Raw genomic sequence first — 16,697 nt, 5'->3', positions numbered from 1 at the left:
TATGCAATACATCAAAATCCATTCGCTGGATAACGTTGCCGTCGCGCTGGCCGATTTAGCCGAAGGGACGGAAGTGACCTTCGACAACCAGTCGGTGACGTTACGCCAGGCCATTGGACGTGGACATAAGTTTGCCCTGATTCCCATCGCGAAAGGGGAGAACGTGGTGAAGTACGGTTTGCCCATCGGTCATGCGCTGGCGGATATTGCGCCGGGTGAATACATTCATTCCCACAATACCCGCACCAATCTCAGCGATCTGGACGAGTACAGCTATCAACCTGACTTCCAGGCAGAAGAAGGACAGGCGGCCGATCGTGAGGTGCAGATCTACCGCCGCGCCAGCGGGGAGGTGGGGATCCGCAATGAACTGTGGATCCTCCCGACCGTCGGCTGCGTGAACGGGATCGCGCGTCAAATTCAGACGCGTTTCCTGAAAGAGACCAACAATGCTGAAGGCACCGACGGCGTGCATCTGTTCAGCCATACCTACGGTTGTTCCCAGCTGGGCGACGACCACATCAATACCCGCACCATGCTGCAAAATATGGTGCGCCACCCGAACGCGGGGGCGGTGCTGGTGATTGGCCTCGGCTGTGAAAACAATCAGGTCGACGCCTTCCGCGACACGCTGGGCGAGTTCGATCCTGAGCGCGTGCACTTTATGGTGTGTCAGCACCAGGACGACGAAGTGGAAGCGGGCGTTGAACAGCTGCACCAGCTGTATGAGGTGATGCGTCACGACAAGCGCGAGCCGGGCAAGCTGAGTGAACTGAAGTTTGGCCTGGAGTGCGGCGGATCTGACGGGCTTTCCGGCATTACCGCTAACCCGATGCTGGGCCGCTTCTCAGATTACGTGATTGCCAACGGCGGCACCACGGTGCTGACCGAAGTGCCGGAGATGTTCGGCGCAGAGCGCATTCTGATGAGCCACTGCCGCGACGAAGAGACCTTTGAGAAGACCGTCACCATGGTCAACGATTTCAAACAGTACTTCATCGCCCATAACCAGCCGATTTATGAGAACCCGTCGCCGGGTAACAAGGCGGGTGGGATCACCACGCTGGAAGAGAAATCCCTGGGCTGCACCCAGAAAGCGGGCGCCAGCCAGGTAGTGGACGTGCTGCGTTACGGTGAACGGCTGAAAACGCACGGTCTGAACCTGCTGAGCGCACCGGGCAACGATGCGGTCGCCACCAGTGCGCTGGCGGGAGCGGGCTGTCACATGGTGCTGTTCAGTACCGGGCGCGGCACGCCGTACGGCGGATTTGTGCCAACGGTGAAAATCGCCACTAACAGCGAGCTGGCGGCGAAGAAAAAACACTGGATCGACTTTGATGCCGGCCAGCTGATTCACGGCAAAGCGATGCCGCAGCTGCTGAGCGAATTCGTGGACACGATTGTGGAATTTGCCAGCGGCAGGCAGACCTGCAACGAGAAGAACGACTTCCGCGAGCTGGCGATCTTTAAGAGTGGTGTGACGCTATAAGTGCTTTGTCGGGTGGCGCTAGCGCTTACCCGACCTACTAAACCCTGTAGGCCCGGTAAGGCGTAGCCGCCACCGGGCTTTTCTTTTTAACTGCGCAGGGCGTTCTTCGCTAAACGCGCGTCTTCCGCCTGACAGGCCGCTGCGGTAAACAGCACGTCGGTAGAGGAATTCAGCGCGGTTTCGCAGGAATCCTGCAATACGCCGATAATGAAGCCGACCGCGACAACCTGCATGGCAATCTCGTTCGGAATACCGAACATGTTACAGGCCAGCGGGATCAGCAGCAGCGAGCCGCCCGCCACGCCGGATGCGCCACAGGCACACAGTGATGCAACGACGCTCAGCAGCAGCGCGGTTGGCAGATCCACCGGAATGCCCAGCGTATGCACCGCCGCCAGCGTCAGCACGGTGATGGTGATCGCCGCACCTGCCATGTTCACGGTTGCACCCAGAGGAATCGACACCGAATAGGTATCGCGATCCAGATTCAGCTTCTCCGCCAGCGCCATGTTGACCGGAATGTTTGCCGCCGAGCTGCGGGTGAAGAAGGCATACACGCCGCTTTCACGCAGGCAGGTCAGCACCAGCGGATACGGGTTGCGGCGGATCTGCCAGAACACCAGCAGCGGGTTGATCACCAGCGCCACCAGCAGCATACAGCCGACCAGGACGACCAGCAGCTGCGCGTAGCCCCACAGTGCATCGAAACCGGTGGTGGCCAGCGTCGAAGAAACCAGACCAAAGATCCCGACTGGCGCAAAGCGAATCACCAGCTTCACCATAAAGGTGACAGCGTTGGACATATCGTTCACCAGGTTTTTCGTGGTCTCGTTACCATGACGCAGCGCGAAGCCCAGACCGATCGCCCAGACCAGGATGCCGATGTAGTTCGCGTTCATCAGCGCGGTGACGGGGTTAGAGACCATGCTCATCAGCAGACCGCGAAGCACTTCCACAATCCCGGACGGCGGGGTGATATCACCGGCCGCGCTGGTCAGGTGCAGCGTGGACGGGAACAGGAAGCTAAACACCACGGCCGTTAAGGCAGCAGAGAAGGTTCCCAGCAGATACAGGAACAGAATAGGGCGAATGTTGGTTTTTTGTCCGTGCTGGTGGTTGGCAATCGACGCCATCACCAGCATCAGCACCAGTACCGGGGCGACGGCCTTCAGTGCGCCAACGAAAAGGGTGCCGAGCAGCCCCGTCGCTTCCGCGGCAGGTTTTGACACCATCGCTAGCAGAATACCCAGTACCAACCCGACCAGAATTTGTTTTACAAGACTGCCCTGCGCCAGGCGCGCGAACAGACCGCGTGATTGTGTGCTCATACGTTATTCCTGAGTGAAATTGCGTTCCATCCTGGATGTGCTCTAAGTCACATTTGTGTCCGGATGTAAGTATTTGTTTGCCTGGTTGAGTATCAGGGAAAGCAGCGAAAGGCGGAAGCGTAAAATGCTGGATTTTACGTGTTGTGTCATGTTTTTTAACTATTGCTTAACGAAAGTGCCGGGTGGCGCTACGCTTACCCGGCCTACGGGGTGACGTTGTAGGCCCGGTAAGCGTAGCGCCACCGGGCAAAACGCACTAAGCCTGCTGCTTCTTATCGTGCTGGCGGTTAACCCAGGTATTGATAATCAGCGTCACCAGCAGAATGCCAAACACCACGCCGAGCGAAATGGCGATCGGAATATGGTAAAAATCGACGATCAGCATCTTGATACCGATAAACACCAGAATCACCGACAGACCGTACTTCAGCATTGAGAAGCGCTCTGCCGCACCCGCCAGCAGGAAGTACATCGCACGCAGGCCGAGGATGGCGAACAGGTTAGAAGTCAGCACGATGAACGGGTCGGTAGTGACCGCAAAGATAGCCGGGATACTGTCCACCGCGAAAATCACGTCGCTCAGTTCGACCAGAATCAGCACCAGCAGCAGCGGGGTGGCGAACAGCAGGCCGTTCTTACGCACGAAGAAATGCTCGCTCTCGATCTTGTCCGTCATGCGCAGATGACCCCGGATCCACTTCACCAGCGGCTTATCACCGATCCCGGTATCGTCTTCTTTCGCCAGCGCCATTTTTACCCCGGTGAACAGCAGGAACGCGCCAAATACATACAGCAGCCATTCGAACTGGGTAATCAGCCAGCTACCGGCGAAGATCATGATGGTACGCAGGACAATAGCGCCCAGCACGCCGTACACCAGCACGCGACGTTGCAGAGCCGCAGGTACGGCGAAGTAGCTGAACAGCATCAGCCAGACGAAGACGTTATCAACCGCCAGCGCTTTTTCAATCAGATAGCCGGTGAGGAAGGCGAGTGCCTGAGGATCGGCCACCGCGCGGCCTTCGGTTGAGGCCAGATACCACCAGAAGGCGGCGCAGAAGAGGAGTGAGAGGGTAACCCATACCAGCGACCAGACGGCGGCTTGCTTGACGCTCATGCCGTGCTCGCCGCGACGACCCTGCAAAAAGAGGTCGATTGCCAGCATGATGAGCACGACAACCGCGAATCCGCCCCACAGCATTGGAGTGCCGACAGAATGCATACTATTTTCCTTACACATAAAAAACAAAAACGGCCATGGTCAGAAGACGATAGCCGTTAGCTTTTTATGCATAGACCTCGCCTTCCGGCAAGGTCTCACTTACAACCACGAAGGTTGCCCGGCGACCGGATGCGGTTTTGCACGCATCGTAATGACGATCCACCGGCGAAGAAGTTACTCCCCTTTGCAGGTAACAAATTATGTCAGACCATCGGTTTCGTCAATGGTCTGCACGATTTCATTACACAGTTTTACGCGACGGCTTCCACATTCACGCCGTCTGCGGGGAAGATCACGCCAGTCTGTCGGCGGATCTCCGTTTGCAGCTTCGCCGTGGTGCGGCTGATCGCCAGCCCCGGGTGGTTCACTTCGTTGTCTTCTACCAGACGGGCGAAGACCTCTGCCTCATAGAGCATAGTGTTAATATGCTGAGGCTGCGTCAGCTCCTGCGCTTTGCCGCCGCGGGGAACGATGCTTAGCTTCTGGCATTCGGAGATTTTTTCGATCACCAGCGAGCCGTCTTCGCCCTGAATTTCGCTTGGCAGTACGGAGTCACTGACCTTCGAGTGCTGCAACGTCACGCTAAAATCACCGTAGTCCAGCACCACAACGCCGTGTGCATCCACGCCGCTTTCCAGCAGGCTGGCGGTGGCGGTTACGCCGTGCGGTTCACCCCACAGGGCGACCGCAGAGGCCAGGCAGTAAAAACCGATATCCATAATCGAGCCATTCGAGAAGGCCGGGTTAAAGGTGTTCGGGTTTTCGCCGTCCAGGTAGCGCTGGTAGCGCGAGGAATACTGGCAGTAGTTGATAAAGGCTTTACGCACTTTGCCAATTTTCGGCAGCGATTGCTGCAACAGCAGGAAGTTCGGCAGACTGGCGGTTTTGAACGCTTCAAACAGTACCACCTGGTTTTCGCGGGCAAGCGCAATGGCGGCTTCCACTTCCTCAATATTCGAGGCGAGCGGCTTCTCGCAGATCACATGCTTTTTGTGGCTGAGGAACAGCTTCGTTTGCGGGAAGTGCAGAGAATTCGGGCTGGCGATATAGACCGCGTCAATGGCGTCGCTTTGCGCCATCTCATCGAGCGAGGTGAACAGATGTTCAACCAGGTAGTCATTCGCAAAACTCTGCGCCTGCTCAAGGCTGCGGGAATAGACTGCGGTGAGCTTATATTTGCCGGTTTCGTGGGCGGCGTCGACGAACTGGCGCGTGATCCAGTTCGTACCGATGACTGCGAAACGTATCATAAACGTTTACGTACTCCGTAGCAGGGAACCTAAAGCCACTGTAGCACGTCATCATGACATTTCGCGTGCGCTACTGCGCATTACTCTTTAACGATAAATGCGTCAGCCACAAACGGGTATCAAACTCCAGCTGGTGGTACTGCGGCTCCATATGGCAGCACAGGGAGTAGAACGCTTTGTCGTGCTCTTTCTCTTTCAGGTGCGCCAGCTCGTGCACCACGATCATCCGCAGAAAGGCTTCCGGCGCATTGCGAAAGACGGTCGCGACGCGGATCTCCGCTTTGGCCTTCAGCTTGCCGCCCTGTACGCGGGAGATGGCGGTATGCAGGCCGAGCGCGTTTTTCAGCACGTGGATCTTATTGTCGTACATCACCTTGTTGATCGGCGGGGCGCTCTTAAGATACTGGTTTTTCAGATCCTGCGTATACTGCCAGAGGGCTTTGTCAGTCGCGAAATCATGCGTGCCCGGGTAGCGTTTTTCCAGCACCGCGCCGAGTTTTCCCGCGGCAATCAGGTCACGAACCTGGGAAAGTAAATGCTCCGGATAGCCCTGGAGATAAGTCAGCTGGTTCATCAAAACCCCAAAATAGTGTGAAAACGGGTATACTCACGCACCCTTTTCAGGGATACGCCAAATTTTACCATTCAGGAGGGCCGATGAGCCACTTAGACAACGGTTTCCGTTCACTCAACCTTAAACGTTTCCCGGAAACGGACGACGTTAACCCGCTTCAGGCGTGGGAAGCGGCGGATGAATATCTGCTGCAACAGTTGGATGGGACTGAAATCAGCGGCCCGGTTCTGATCCTGAATGACGCGTTTGGCGCGCTGGCCTGCGCGCTGGCGGAACATGCGCCTTACAGTATCGGCGATTCTTACTTAAGCGAGCTGGCGACGCGTGAAAACCTGCGTCACAACGATATCGAAGAATCCAGCGTGAAGTTCCTCGACAGCACCGCGGACTACCCGCAGGCGCCGGGCGTGGTGCTGATTAAAGTGCCCAAAACCATGGCGCTGCTGGAGCAGCAGCTTCGCGCGCTGCGTAAGGTCGTGACGCCGGGTACGCGTATTATCGCGGGTGCCAAAGCGCGCGATATTCACACCTCGACGCTGGAATTGTTCGAGAAAGTGCTCGGCCCGACCACCACTACGCTTGCCTGGAAAAAAGCGCGCCTGATCAACTGTACCTTCAGCGCACCGGCGCTGGCCGACGCGCCGGAGACGCTGAGCTGGAAACTGGAAGGTACCGACTGGACCATCCACAACCACGCGAACGTTTTCTCCCGCACCGGTCTGGATATCGGCGCACGCTTCTTTATGGAACACCTGCCGGAAAACCTGGAAGGGGAAATCGTTGATCTCGGCTGCGGTAACGGCGTGATTGGCCTGACGCTGCTGGCGAAGAACCCGGAGGCCAGCGTGGTGTTCAGCGACGAATCGCCAATGGCGGTGGCGTCCAGCCGTCTGAACGTGGAAACCAACCTGCCGGAGGCACTGGATCGCTGCGAGTTTATGATCAATAACGCGCTGTCGGGCGTAGAGCCTTTCCGCTTCAACGCGGTATTCTGTAACCCGCCGTTCCACCAGAAGCACGCCCTGACGGATAACGTCGCGTGGGAGATGTTCCACCACGCGCGCCGCTGCCTGAAAATCAACGGCGAGCTGTATATCGTGGCGAACCGCCACCTGGACTACTTCCACAAGCTGAAGAAGATTTTCGGCAACTGCGTCACCATTGCCACCAATAACAAATTCGTGGTGCTGAAATCGGTGAAGCTGGGGCGTCGTCGGTAAGATTGGGTATGTGCGGCCTGATGCCCGGTGGCGCTTCGCTTACCGGGCCTACAATGGCCTCGAACCCGTAGGCCGGGCAAGCGAAGCGCCGCCCGGCAATGCCCTAGATCGCCAGAGCTAACTTCGTCCCCTGCGCAATTGCCCGCCGCGCATCCAGCTCCATCGCCACATCGCACCCGCCAATCAAATGCACCGTTTTCCCCGCCTCGCGCAGCGGATCGGCCAGATCGCGCTTCGGCTCCTGCCCGGCGCACAAAATCACATGATCCACGCGCAGCAGCTGCGGCTCACCGCCGATCAGCACGTGCAGCCCGTCGTCGTCGATCTTCTGGTAGCTCACCGCCGGGATCATCTTCACCCCGCGCGAGAGCAGGGTGGCGCGGTGGATCCAGCCCGTGGTTTTTCCCAGCCCTTCACCCGGCTTGCTGGCTTTACGCTGGAGCATCACAATCTGACGCGGGCTTTTCGGCAGTTGCGGACCTTCCGGGCGTAAACCGCCGGACTGACTGAGACTGGTATCAATGCCCCATTCCACGCAGAACTCAGCGATGTTCTGGCTGGTGGCTTCGCCCGGCTGGCTTAAATACATCGCGGTATCAAAACCGATCCCGCCGCAGCCGATGATCGCCACCTTCTCGCCAACCGGCGCTTTGTCCCTTAATACATCCAGATAGCTCAATACCTTCGGATGATCGATGCCTTCGATCGCAGGCGTGCGCGGGGCGATCCCACTCGCGAGGATCACCTCGTCGAAACCGATCAGATCCGCCGCGCTGACAAACTGTTTAAGCCGCAGATCGACGCCCGTCACCTCGATCATCCGGCGGTAATAGCGCAGCGTTTCGTAGAACTCCTCTTTGCCGGGGATCTGTCTGGCGATAGTAAACTGCCCGCCGATTTCCGCCAGCGCATCAAACAGCGTCACGCTGTGCCCGCGCGAGGCGGCATTGACTGCAAACGCCAGGCCCGCCGGCCCTGCACCAACCACGGCCAGACGCTTCTTGTTGACCGCAGGAACGATCGGCATTTTGGTTTCATGGCAGGCGCGGGGGTTAACGAGGCAGGAGGTGACCTTGCCGACGAAGATCTGATCCAGACACGCCTGGTTACAGCCGATGCAGGTGTTGATCTCATCCGCCCGGCCGCCCTGCGCCTTGGACAGCAGTTCGGCATCCGCGAGGAACGGGCGCGCCATCGACACCATATCGGCGTCGCCGCGTGATATCACATCCTCCGCCACCTGGGGATCGTTAATGCGGTTGGTGGTCACCAGTGGAACAGAGACTTTGCCTTTCAGCTTGCGCGTTACCCAGCTGAACGCCGCGCGCGGCACCGGCGTGGCGATGGTCGGGATGCGCGCTTCGTGCCAGCCAATCCCGGTGTTGATGATGGTGGCGCCAGCGGTTTCAATCGCCTGCGCCAGTTGCACGGTTTCGTCGAACGTGCCGCCGCCCTCCACCAGGTCAAGCATTGACAGGCGGAAGATGATGATAAAATCCGCGCCCGCACGTTCGCGTACCGCGCGCACGACTTCCACGGCAAAGCGCATGCGGCGGGCATAGTCGCCGCCCCATTCATCCTCGCGCTGGTTGGTGCGGGCGGCGAGGAATTCGTTGATCAGATAGCCTTCGGAACCCATTACCTCGACGCCATCGTAGCCCGCTTCACGCGCCAGCGCGGCGCAGCGGGCGAAGTCGTCAATCAGCGCCAAGATCTCGTCGTGGCTCAAGGCATGCGGCTTAAAACGGTTAATGGGTGCCTGAATGGCCGACGGCGCGACCAGATTCGGTTGATAGCTGTAGCGGCCAGTGTGCAGGATCTGCAGGGCAATTTTGCCGCCTTCTTTATGAACCGCGTCGGTCACAATCCGGTGATGCGCAAGCTGTGACGCATCGTTCAGCACCGCGCCGCCCTCCATCGTCACCCCGGAAGGGGCAGGGGCGACGCCGCCAGTGACAATCAGCGCCACTCCGTGGCGCGCGCGCTCGGCATAGAAGGCTGCCAGACGTTCAGCCCCGTCCGGACGCTCCTCCAGCCCGGTGTGCATCGAGCCCATCAGCACGCGGTTTTTGAGGGTGGTGAACCCCAGATCGAGAGGGGCGAATAACGACGGGTAGCGGCTCATAGTCTCTTCCAGTGTAAAATTATTGTTATGTGGTCGGATGAGTTACTAATTTAGCCAGCGGCAGCGGAAAGGTAAAAGCGGGATCGAATGATTGTGATAGATCTCAAAGAACTTCCCCGGTTGCGCTGCGCTTACCGGGGCTACAAACCGTAGGCCGGATAAGCGCAGCGCCATCCGGCGTATTTTACGGCGCTGCTGCCCGCACCAGCCCCGGTGCCTGCCACATCGACGTCGTCAGCCCGCTGTCCACCAGCCCAAGCTGGTCGGCATACACCGCCTGCCATTTCTGCATCATGCCGTCGTACAGCTCGCGGTGCTGCGGGTTCGGCGTGAACTCGCGGCTCCACTTCACCAGCCGCTCGCCCGTCGAGGCCATATCCGCAAACAACCCCGCGCCAGCACCTGCCGCAATCGCGCAACCCAGCGCCGTTGCTTCCTTCACTTCCGGCACGCGCACCGGCAGCCCGGTAACGTCGCTTAAAATCTGGCTCCACAGGGCGCCTTTGGCCCCGCCGCCCGCAAACACCAGGCTCTCAAACGTCACGCCGGAGAAGCGCGAAATCTGCGCCAGGTTGCAGGCCGAGACGATGGCCGCGTTCTCTTCCAGCGCGCGGAACAGCGTCGCTTTGTTGCACTTTTCCGGGTCGATGGAGAGGTTAATAAACGACGGCGCTGCGTGATACCACTGCTTAAAATGCATCGCGTCGGAGAAGATCGGCATCACGCCGTGGGAGCCCGCCGGGACGCGGCTCGCCATCTCTTCGAGCAGGGAGTAGGTGTCCATTCCCATTCGTTCGGCAATCAGCTTCTCTTCGGCGCAGAAGGCGTCGCGGAACCAGCGCATGGTTAGCCCGGTAAAGAAGCTGATCGACTCCGCCTGCGCCATGCCGGGGATGACGTGCGGGTTTACGCGGATGTTCATCTCAGGGTCGGTGCGCACCTGTGGCAGATTCACCACCTGCTGCCAGAAGGTGCCGCCGAGAACCGCCGTTTGTCCGGCGCGCACCACGCCCAGCCCCAGACAGCCCAGCTGCACGTCGCCGCCGCCCATCACCACCGGTGTGCCTTCGCGCAGGCCGCTCTGCTGCGCGGCTTCTTTGGTGACAGCGCCCAGCACGGTGCCGGTCTCTTTCACCGGAGAGAGAATATCGGCGCGCAGCCCGGCCATGTCGAGCAGCGCCGGACGCCAGTCGCGGGAGAAGAGATCCAGCATGCCGGTGGTGCCCGCATTGGACGGATCGACCGCCAGCTCACCGGAAAGCTTCGCCGCCAGCCAGTCGCTGATCATGGTGATGGTGGCGGCTTTACGATAAATATCCGGACGATGGTGCGCCAGCCACAGCAGGCGCGGCATGGCGCTGAGGGCAAGCGTCTGGCCGGAAACGTCATACACTTCGGATTCAAACCGGTAGTCGTGGATCTCTTTGAGTTCAGCCACCTCGCGGCTGGCGCGGGCGTCGACGTTGGCGCAGGCCCAGATAGCCTCGCCGTTGCGGTCGTACAGCACAATCCCTTCGCGCATCGAACAGCAGGCGACGGACTGAATATCCGCCGCGCTGAGCCGCGCGTGCTCCAGCGCCTGCTGAATACACCGGCAGGCCAGCCGCCAGTTGGTGTCGAGGTCGAACTCCATCGATCCTGGCACGTTCTCCACGCTCAGGTGCTTCCACTCGGCCTGGCCAACGGCAATCTGGTTGCCCTGTAAATCGAAAATCACGGCGCGAACGCTGCCTGTCCCTGCATCTAACGCTAAAAGGTAACTCATGAGCTTGCCTCGTGTCAGGCGCAGGGCTGCTCTTATCCGGCCAGAGCCAGCACCGCGCGGGCTGTCGTCTCTTCCGTCACCAGGCCATTAATACGGCGACCCTTCAGTGCGGCATAAATCGCATCGGCTTTCTCTTCCCCTCCGGCCACGCCTACGATGGTGGGCAGCTGTGCCAGTTCATCGAGCGTGACGCCCAGTAATTCTTTGTGGATCTCCAGCTCCTCAACGCATTCCCCTTCGGCATTGAGGAAATAGCCGAGGATATCGCCCACCGCGCCTTTACGGGCGTACATCAGCTGTTCACCTTCGCTGATATAGCCGGAGCGCAGTATCGTCGCGTCACGGCGCTGGTTTACCGAGCCAATCCCGACCACCGCCACGTCAGCCGCGGTGGCGGCGAGGATCACGTCCCGCACGCTGGTTTCGCGCTTTAAGATCCCGGCGACTTCAGCGGATGACACGCGAAGCGGGGCGGGGATCATGCTGACGCTACAGGCTGCATCCAGCTGGCCGATACCGGTCATATACGGCCCGACGCCGCCGGAGAGCGTCACCAGGCGGATCTGCTGCGAGCTGATAAAGCCGCTTAAGTGTTGCAGACTGCTCATGGTGGTTTCACCGAAGCCCACCGCTAACAGCTGGCCGGGTTGCAGTACGCCCATCAGCGACTGTGCCGCGCCAATGCCCAGCCGCACGTTCATCGGCGGCGTATTCAGGGCGGGCATCACGCGCACCAGCTTCAGGCCAAATCGTTGTTGCAGCTCGGTTTCCAGCGCCAGGCAGCCCTCGTAGCGGGAGTTGATCTGCACGCGGATCACCCCGGACTGACGGCCTTTCTCCAGCAGGCGGGAGATCTTCAGACGCGGCAGCCCGAGCCGTTCGCCGATGTCGTTCTGGGTCAGCCCGTCGTGGTAGTAGCACCAGGCCACGCGCGCCACCAGCTCCTCTTCCGCCAGTGCCAGCCCGGCAAACCGTCCTTCTTCCGCAGTGCGTTTATCGCTCATAATTGAACTCTTATAAAAATTTAGATCATATGTTCGTGATGGTGCGACGTGAAAATGTGAGCCACGCGACAGAACGGATCTTTTCGATCGTTTCCGCTTTATCTGAATCTCAATCGATAAAACTGTGATCCCTGCACGGTTGTAAATATAGTTCACCGTCTACGCTTTTGAACATTATTAAATCTAAAAATCATTTGTTCAATAGCGGAGCGATGATGACACCACTTCTCGACGCGCGTGATATCAGCAAGCAGTTTTCAGGCGTACCGGTCTTAAAAGGCATTGATTTCACGCTGCTTGCGGGGCAGGTGCATGCGCTGATGGGCGGTAACGGCGCGGGAAAATCGACGCTGATGAAGATCATCGCCGGGGTAGAAACCCCGGATAGCGGTGAACTTTCGGTGGCGGGTGAGTCTTTTGCACGGCTTACCCCGGCGCAGGCGCACAGGTTAGGCATTTATCTGGTGCCGCAGGAGCCGCTGCTATTTCCCAACCTGACGGTGCGGGAAAACATCCTGTTTCGTCTGCCGCGAGAGCGCGATCGGGAAAAACGCCTGGCGGAAAAACTCCGGCAGCTGCAATGCCAGCTTAACCTCGACGCTACCGCCAGCACCCTCGAGGTGGCGGACCAGCAGATGGTGGAGATCCTGCGCGGGCTGATGCGCAACGCCAGAATTCTGATCCTTGATGAACCCACGGCCTCGCTGACGCCCGGTGAAACCGAACGGCTGTTTCGCCAGATCCGCGCCTTGCAGGATCTTGGCGTCGGGATTGTTTTTATCTCGCATAAGCTGCCGGAGATTCGACAGCTGGCGAGTCACGTCTCAGTGATGCGCGACGGCGCGGTGGTGCTCAGCGGCGAAACTGCGCATTTTGACGATAACGCCCTGATCGCCGCCATGACGCCTGTAAGCCGGGAAGCATCCCTGAGCGATACGCAAAAGCTGTGGCTGGCGCTGCCGGGCAACCGCCGCACCCAGGCGCAGGATTTTCCCGTGCTGCGCGTGGAAGCGCTCACCGGGGAGGGCTTTATCGATCTCAGCCTTGAGATTTACGCCGGGGAGATTGTCGGTCTGGCCGGGCTGGTAGGGTCCGGGCGCACCGAGTTTGCCGAAACGCTCTACGGCCTGCGTCCGGTTCGCGGCGGGCGGGTGTGGCTGGAGAGCCAGGAGATCACCGCCGATCCGGTCAGTTCACGCCTGCAAAAAGGGCTGGTCTATCTGCCGGAAGACAGGCAGGTGTCCGGCCTGTTTCTCGACGCGCCGATCCGCTGGAACACCGTGGCGCTGAACGAGCCGTCGCTCTGGCAGCAGCGAAAGCGGGAGTCTGCGGTAGTGGAACGCTATCACCGGGCGCTGGGGATCAAGCTCAACCATGCGGATCAAACCGTGCGCACGCTCTCCGGTGGTAATCAGCAGAAGGTGCTGCTGGCGCGCTGTCTTGAGGCCAATCCGCTGCTGCTGATCGTCGATGAACCGACGCGCGGCGTGGACGTATCGGCGCGCGCTGATATTTATCAGCTGCTGAAAAGCGTGGCGGCGCAGAACGTGGCGGTGCTGATGATCTCAAGCGATCTCGATGAGTTTCCCGGCCTCGCGGATCGGGTGCTGGTAATGCACCAGGGCGTACTCAGCGGCGAGCTGCCGCGCCAGGCCGTCAGCCTCGACCGGATGATGGCGCTGGCGTTTGGAGGGCAATCATGAAGATCTTACTGAAAAACCGCGAGCTGAGCGCGTTTCTCTCCATTCTGGCGCTGTTCGCCGTGCTGGTGGCGCTGAACCCGTCCTACCTGAGCTTACAGACGCTGGGGATGATCTTCGCCAGCTCGCAGATCTTGATCCTGCTGGCTATCGGCGCGGCGCTGGTGATGCTGACCCGCAATATTGACGTCTCCGTCGGCTCCACCGTCGGGCTTTCGGCGATCGCCGTCGGCGTGGCGCTGAACAGCGGCTACAGCCTGCCCGTTTCCATTCTCTTCGCGCTGTCGATTGGCGCGCTGGCGGGGGCGTTCAACGGTTTTCTGGTGGTGGGCCTGCGCATTTCGGCGATTGTCGCCACCCTCGGCACGCTGGGGCTGTATCGTGGGGCGATGCTGCTGTGGACCGGCGGGAAGTGGATAGAAGGGCTGCCGCCGGGGCTGAAATCTCTCTCTGAGCCCGCCGCCGTCGGCATTTCGCCGCTCGGCATGCTGGTGTTGATTATCGCGGCCATCGGCGCGTGGACGCTGTCGCGCACCGCCTTTGGACGTGATTTTTACGCCGTGGGGGATAACCTCGCCGCCGCGCGCCAGCTGGGCGTGGCGGTGAACCGCACCCGCATGATCGCCTTTACCCTCAACGGCATGCTGGCGGCCTGCGCCGGGATTGTGTTTGCCTCACAGATTGGCTTCGTGCCCAACCAGACCGGCAGCGGGCTGGAGATGAAAGCCATCGCCGCCTGCGTGCTCGGTGGCATCTCGCTGCTGGGCGGCACCGGCACGCTGGTCGGCGCCTTACTCGGCGCGTTCTTCCTCACCCAAATCGATACCGTGCTGGTGCTGTTCAGGCTCCCGGCGTGGTGGAACGACTTTATCGCCGGGCTGGTGCTGCTGGGTGTGCTGGTGCTCGACGGGCGGCTGCGTCAGGCGCTCTCACGGCATCAGCGGGCGCTGAAATACAGCCGTTTCCAGCCGGGTAACAAAGGGGGAAAGCACGTTACCCCGTTTCCGAAACGCAAAAAAGAGGTGGCGTAAATGAGGCTTAACTGGGAAAGCGCGCTGCTGATTTTACTGGTGCTGGAGATCCTGCTCTTCGGCGCCATCAACCCGCGCATGCTTGATATCAACATGCTGCTGTTCAGCACCAGCGACTTTATCTGCATTGGCATCGTGGCGCTGCCGCTTACGCTTGTGATTATCAGCGGCGGGATCGATATTTCCCTCGGCTCAACCATCGGCCTGTGCGCCATCGCGCTGGGGGTGATGATGCAGGCAGGGTGGCCGATGGCGGTTGCCATCCCTCTGACGCTGCTGCTCGGCCTGCTGTGCGGGCTGGTGAATGCGGCGCTGATCCACTACACCGGCATCAGCCCGTTGGTCATTACCCTCGGCACGCTCTACCTCTACGGCGGCGGGGCGCTGCTGCTCTCCGGCATGGCGGGGGCGACGGGCTACGAGGGGATCGGCGGCTTCCCGGATGGCTTCACGGCGTTCGCTAACCTCACGGTGGTGGGCCTGCCGATCCCGCTGGTGCTGTTCGCGGTGATTACCGCTTTCTTCTGGCTGATTACCCACCGCGGGCGCTTTGGTCGGCATCTGTTTTTGATTGGGCAGAACCCGCGCGCGGCGCGCTATGCGGCGCTGTCGGTGAACGGCATGCCGTATGCGCTGTACGGCCTGGTGGGGGTAGCCTCGGCGGTTGCCGCGCTGGTGATGGTTTCCTATTTCGGTTCCGCGCGCTCGGATCTGGGGCGTGATTTACTGATGCCTGCACTCACCGCCGCCGTACTCGGCGGGGCAAATATCTACGGCGGGTCAGGTTCGGTTGTCGGTACGGCGCTGGCGGCGCTGCTGGTGGGGTACCTGCAACAGGGTTTACAGATGGTCGGCATCCCCAACCAGGTGTCGAGCGCGCTGTCAGGGGCGCTGCTGGTTGTGGTGGTGATGGGGCGTTCGCTGAGTCTGCACCGCGAATGGGTGCGTTCTCTCTTCAGAAAACTATCCGGAGCGTAAGATGAAAACAAAACTATTCGTCCTGGCAATGGCCCTCAGCTTCGCTTCGGCGCAGGCGGCGGACCGCATTGCCTTTATCCCGAAGCTGGTGGGCGTGGGATTCTTCACCAGCGGCGGCAACGGCGCGAAAGAGGCGGGGAAAGATCTCGGCGTGGACGTGACCTACGACGGCCCGACCGAGCCGAGCGTCTCCGGCCAGGTGCAGCTGATCAATAACTTCGTCAACCAGGGCTATAACGCCATTATCGTCTCCGCCGTGTCGCCGGACGGCCTCTGCCCGGCACTGAAGCGCGCGATGCAGCGCGGCGTGAAGGTCCTGACCTGGGACTCCGACACCAAACCGGAGTGCCGCAGCATCTACATCAACCAGGGAACGCCGGAGCAGCTCGGCGGCCTGCTGGTGGAGATGGCGGGCAAACAGGTCACCAAACCGAACGCGAAAGTGGCGTTCTTCTACTCCAGCCCGACCGTTACCGACCAGAACCAGTGGGTGAAAGAGGCAAAGGCCAAAATCGAGAAAGATCATCCTCAGTGGCAGGTCGTCACCACCCAGTTTGGCTATAACGATGCCACCAAATCTCTGCAAACCGCCGAAGGGATCTTAAAAGCCTATCCGGATCTGGATGCGATCATCGCCCCGGACGCCAACGCCCTGCCAGCCGCGGCACAGGCGGCGGAAAACCTGAAACGGGAAGGGGTGGCGATTGTCGGCTTCAGCACGCCGAACGTGATGCGCCCGTACGTTGAGCGCGGCACGGTGAAAGCCTTCGGCCTGTGGGATGTGGTGCAACAGGGCAAAATTGCGGTCAATGTCGCCGATCGTTTACTGAAAAAAGGCGATCTTAACCCTGGCGACAGCGTCGACGTGAAAGATATCGGGACGCTGAAGGTCGAGCCGAACAGCGTGCAGGGCTACCAGTATGAGGCGAAGGGCAACGGCATCGTGCTGCTGCCGGAGCGGGTGGTGTTCACCAAAGAGAACATCAACAAATACGATTTCTGACGGGGGAG

Annotated in this window: 13 protein-coding genes; 6 read left to right on the top strand and 7 right to left on the bottom strand. The window is 59.9% G+C overall.

Features of this window, described 5'->3' with window-relative positions:
- Position 1: 1 nt before the first annotated feature.
- Entirely contained in the window at positions 2–1,489 is a 1,488-nt protein-coding gene (locus FZF21_RS18910; RefSeq protein WP_015571940.1) for an altronate dehydratase family protein, read from the top strand.
- Between the two features lie 86 nt (positions 1,490–1,575).
- Here FZF21_RS18910 and sstT read toward each other — a convergent pair whose 3' ends face one another.
- The 4 genes from sstT to FZF21_RS18890 form a co-directional block, all read right to left on the bottom strand.
- Positions 1,576–2,817 (bottom strand): serine/threonine transporter SstT, encoded by a 1,242-nt coding sequence (sstT, locus tag FZF21_RS18905; RefSeq protein ID WP_017382425.1) that lies wholly within the window; start codon positions 2,815–2,817, stop codon positions 1,576–1,578.
- Between the two features lie 256 nt (positions 2,818–3,073).
- Positions 3,074–4,039: a TerC family protein gene (locus tag FZF21_RS18900; protein ID WP_017382424.1), complete on the bottom strand. Its 966-nt coding sequence runs from the start codon at positions 4,037–4,039 to the stop codon at positions 3,074–3,076.
- A gap of 251 nt (positions 4,040–4,290) precedes the next feature.
- Complete coding sequence (locus FZF21_RS18895; RefSeq protein WP_003862623.1) at positions 4,291–5,289, bottom strand: Gfo/Idh/MocA family oxidoreductase; 999 nt, start codon at positions 5,287–5,289, stop codon at positions 4,291–4,293.
- 70 nt (positions 5,290–5,359) lie between these two features.
- Positions 5,360–5,863: a M48 family metallopeptidase gene (locus FZF21_RS18890; protein ID WP_003862622.1), complete on the bottom strand. Its 504-nt coding sequence runs from the start codon at positions 5,861–5,863 to the stop codon at positions 5,360–5,362.
- 83 nt (positions 5,864–5,946) lie between these two features.
- On the opposite strand from FZF21_RS18890, the gene rlmG reads away from it, so the two are divergent.
- Positions 5,947–7,083: a 23S rRNA (guanine(1835)-N(2))-methyltransferase RlmG gene (gene rlmG, locus FZF21_RS18885; RefSeq protein WP_047738208.1), complete on the top strand. Its 1,137-nt coding sequence runs from the start codon at positions 5,947–5,949 to the stop codon at positions 7,081–7,083.
- A gap of 103 nt (positions 7,084–7,186) precedes the next feature.
- Here the strand turns inward: rlmG and FZF21_RS18880 are convergent, their stop codons facing one another.
- The 3 genes from FZF21_RS18880 to lsrR form a co-directional block, all read right to left on the bottom strand.
- Positions 7,187–9,208: an NADPH-dependent 2,4-dienoyl-CoA reductase gene (locus FZF21_RS18880; protein ID WP_047738211.1), complete on the bottom strand. Its 2,022-nt coding sequence runs from the start codon at positions 9,206–9,208 to the stop codon at positions 7,187–7,189.
- Positions 9,209–9,392: 184 nt separating this feature from the next.
- Positions 9,393–10,973 (bottom strand): autoinducer-2 kinase, encoded by a 1,581-nt coding sequence (lsrK, locus tag FZF21_RS18875; RefSeq protein WP_047738212.1) that lies wholly within the window; start codon positions 10,971–10,973, stop codon positions 9,393–9,395.
- A 32-nt stretch (positions 10,974–11,005) separates the two neighbouring features.
- Positions 11,006–11,977: a transcriptional regulator LsrR gene (gene lsrR / locus FZF21_RS18870; RefSeq protein WP_015571933.1), complete on the bottom strand. Its 972-nt coding sequence runs from the start codon at positions 11,975–11,977 to the stop codon at positions 11,006–11,008.
- A 215-nt stretch (positions 11,978–12,192) separates the two neighbouring features.
- Here lsrR and lsrA point away from each other — a divergent pair, with 215 nt between their 5' ends.
- Genes lsrA through lsrB form a run of 4 tightly spaced genes read left to right on the top strand, consistent with a single transcriptional unit; the run spans position 12,193 to position 16,689 of the window.
- A complete protein-coding gene (lsrA, locus tag FZF21_RS18865) occupies positions 12,193–13,680 on the top strand; it encodes an autoinducer 2 ABC transporter ATP-binding protein LsrA (RefSeq protein WP_032655185.1) in 1,488 nt (495 codons plus the stop codon).
- Complete coding sequence (gene lsrC, locus FZF21_RS18860) at positions 13,677–14,708, top strand: autoinducer 2 ABC transporter permease LsrC (protein ID WP_149121174.1); 1,032 nt, start codon at positions 13,677–13,679, stop codon at positions 14,706–14,708. Before lsrA ends, lsrC begins: the two co-directional genes overlap by 4 nt.
- Positions 14,709–15,686 carry an autoinducer 2 ABC transporter permease LsrD gene (lsrD, locus tag FZF21_RS18855; protein WP_032655179.1) on the top strand — a complete coding sequence of 326 codons (978 nt, stop codon included), beginning with the start codon at positions 14,709–14,711 and terminating at the stop codon, positions 15,684–15,686.
- 1 nt (position 15,687) lies between these two features.
- Positions 15,688–16,689, top strand: coding sequence for an autoinducer 2 ABC transporter substrate-binding protein LsrB (lsrB, locus tag FZF21_RS18850; RefSeq protein ID WP_017382416.1), 1,002 nt, complete (start codon positions 15,688–15,690; stop codon positions 16,687–16,689).
- The last annotated feature ends 8 nt before the right edge of the window (positions 16,690–16,697 follow it).

Origin of the sequence: Enterobacter sp. LU1 (assembly GCF_008271405.2) — a bacterium.
In the GTDB taxonomy this organism is placed as follows: domain Bacteria; phylum Pseudomonadota; class Gammaproteobacteria; order Enterobacterales; family Enterobacteriaceae; genus Enterobacter; species Enterobacter hormaechei_C.
The sequence above is the reverse complement of the archived record's forward strand: the minus strand, read 5'-3'. Positions and strand labels throughout refer to the sequence as shown.

Coding starts and splice junctions, on each gene's coding strand:
- lsrR (WP_015571933.1), bottom strand. CDS start 11,977: ATGAGCGATAAACGCACTGCGGAAGAAGGACGGTTTGCCGGGCTGGCA.
- lsrD (WP_032655179.1), top strand. CDS start 14,709: ATGAGGCTTAACTGGGAAAGCGCGCTGCTGATTTTACTGGTGCTGGAG.
- lsrB (WP_017382416.1), top strand. CDS start 15,688: ATGAAAACAAAACTATTCGTCCTGGCAATGGCCCTCAGCTTCGCTTCG.
- sstT (WP_017382425.1), bottom strand. CDS start 2,817: ATGAGCACACAATCACGCGGTCTGTTCGCGCGCCTGGCGCAGGGCAGT.
- lsrC (WP_149121174.1), top strand. CDS start 13,677: ATGAAGATCTTACTGAAAAACCGCGAGCTGAGCGCGTTTCTCTCCATT.
- FZF21_RS18895 (WP_003862623.1), bottom strand. CDS start 5,289: ATGATACGTTTCGCAGTCATCGGTACGAACTGGATCACGCGCCAGTTC.
- lsrA (WP_032655185.1), top strand. CDS start 12,193: ATGACACCACTTCTCGACGCGCGTGATATCAGCAAGCAGTTTTCAGGC.
- FZF21_RS18880 (WP_047738211.1), bottom strand. CDS start 9,208: ATGAGCCGCTACCCGTCGTTATTCGCCCCTCTCGATCTGGGGTTCACC.
- FZF21_RS18910 (WP_015571940.1), top strand. CDS start 2: ATGCAATACATCAAAATCCATTCGCTGGATAACGTTGCCGTCGCGCTG.
- FZF21_RS18890 (WP_003862622.1), bottom strand. CDS start 5,863: ATGAACCAGCTGACTTATCTCCAGGGCTATCCGGAGCATTTACTTTCC.
- lsrK (WP_047738212.1), bottom strand. CDS start 10,973: ATGAGTTACCTTTTAGCGTTAGATGCAGGGACAGGCAGCGTTCGCGCC.
- rlmG (WP_047738208.1), top strand. CDS start 5,947: ATGAGCCACTTAGACAACGGTTTCCGTTCACTCAACCTTAAACGTTTC.
- FZF21_RS18900 (WP_017382424.1), bottom strand. CDS start 4,039: ATGCATTCTGTCGGCACTCCAATGCTGTGGGGCGGATTCGCGGTTGTC.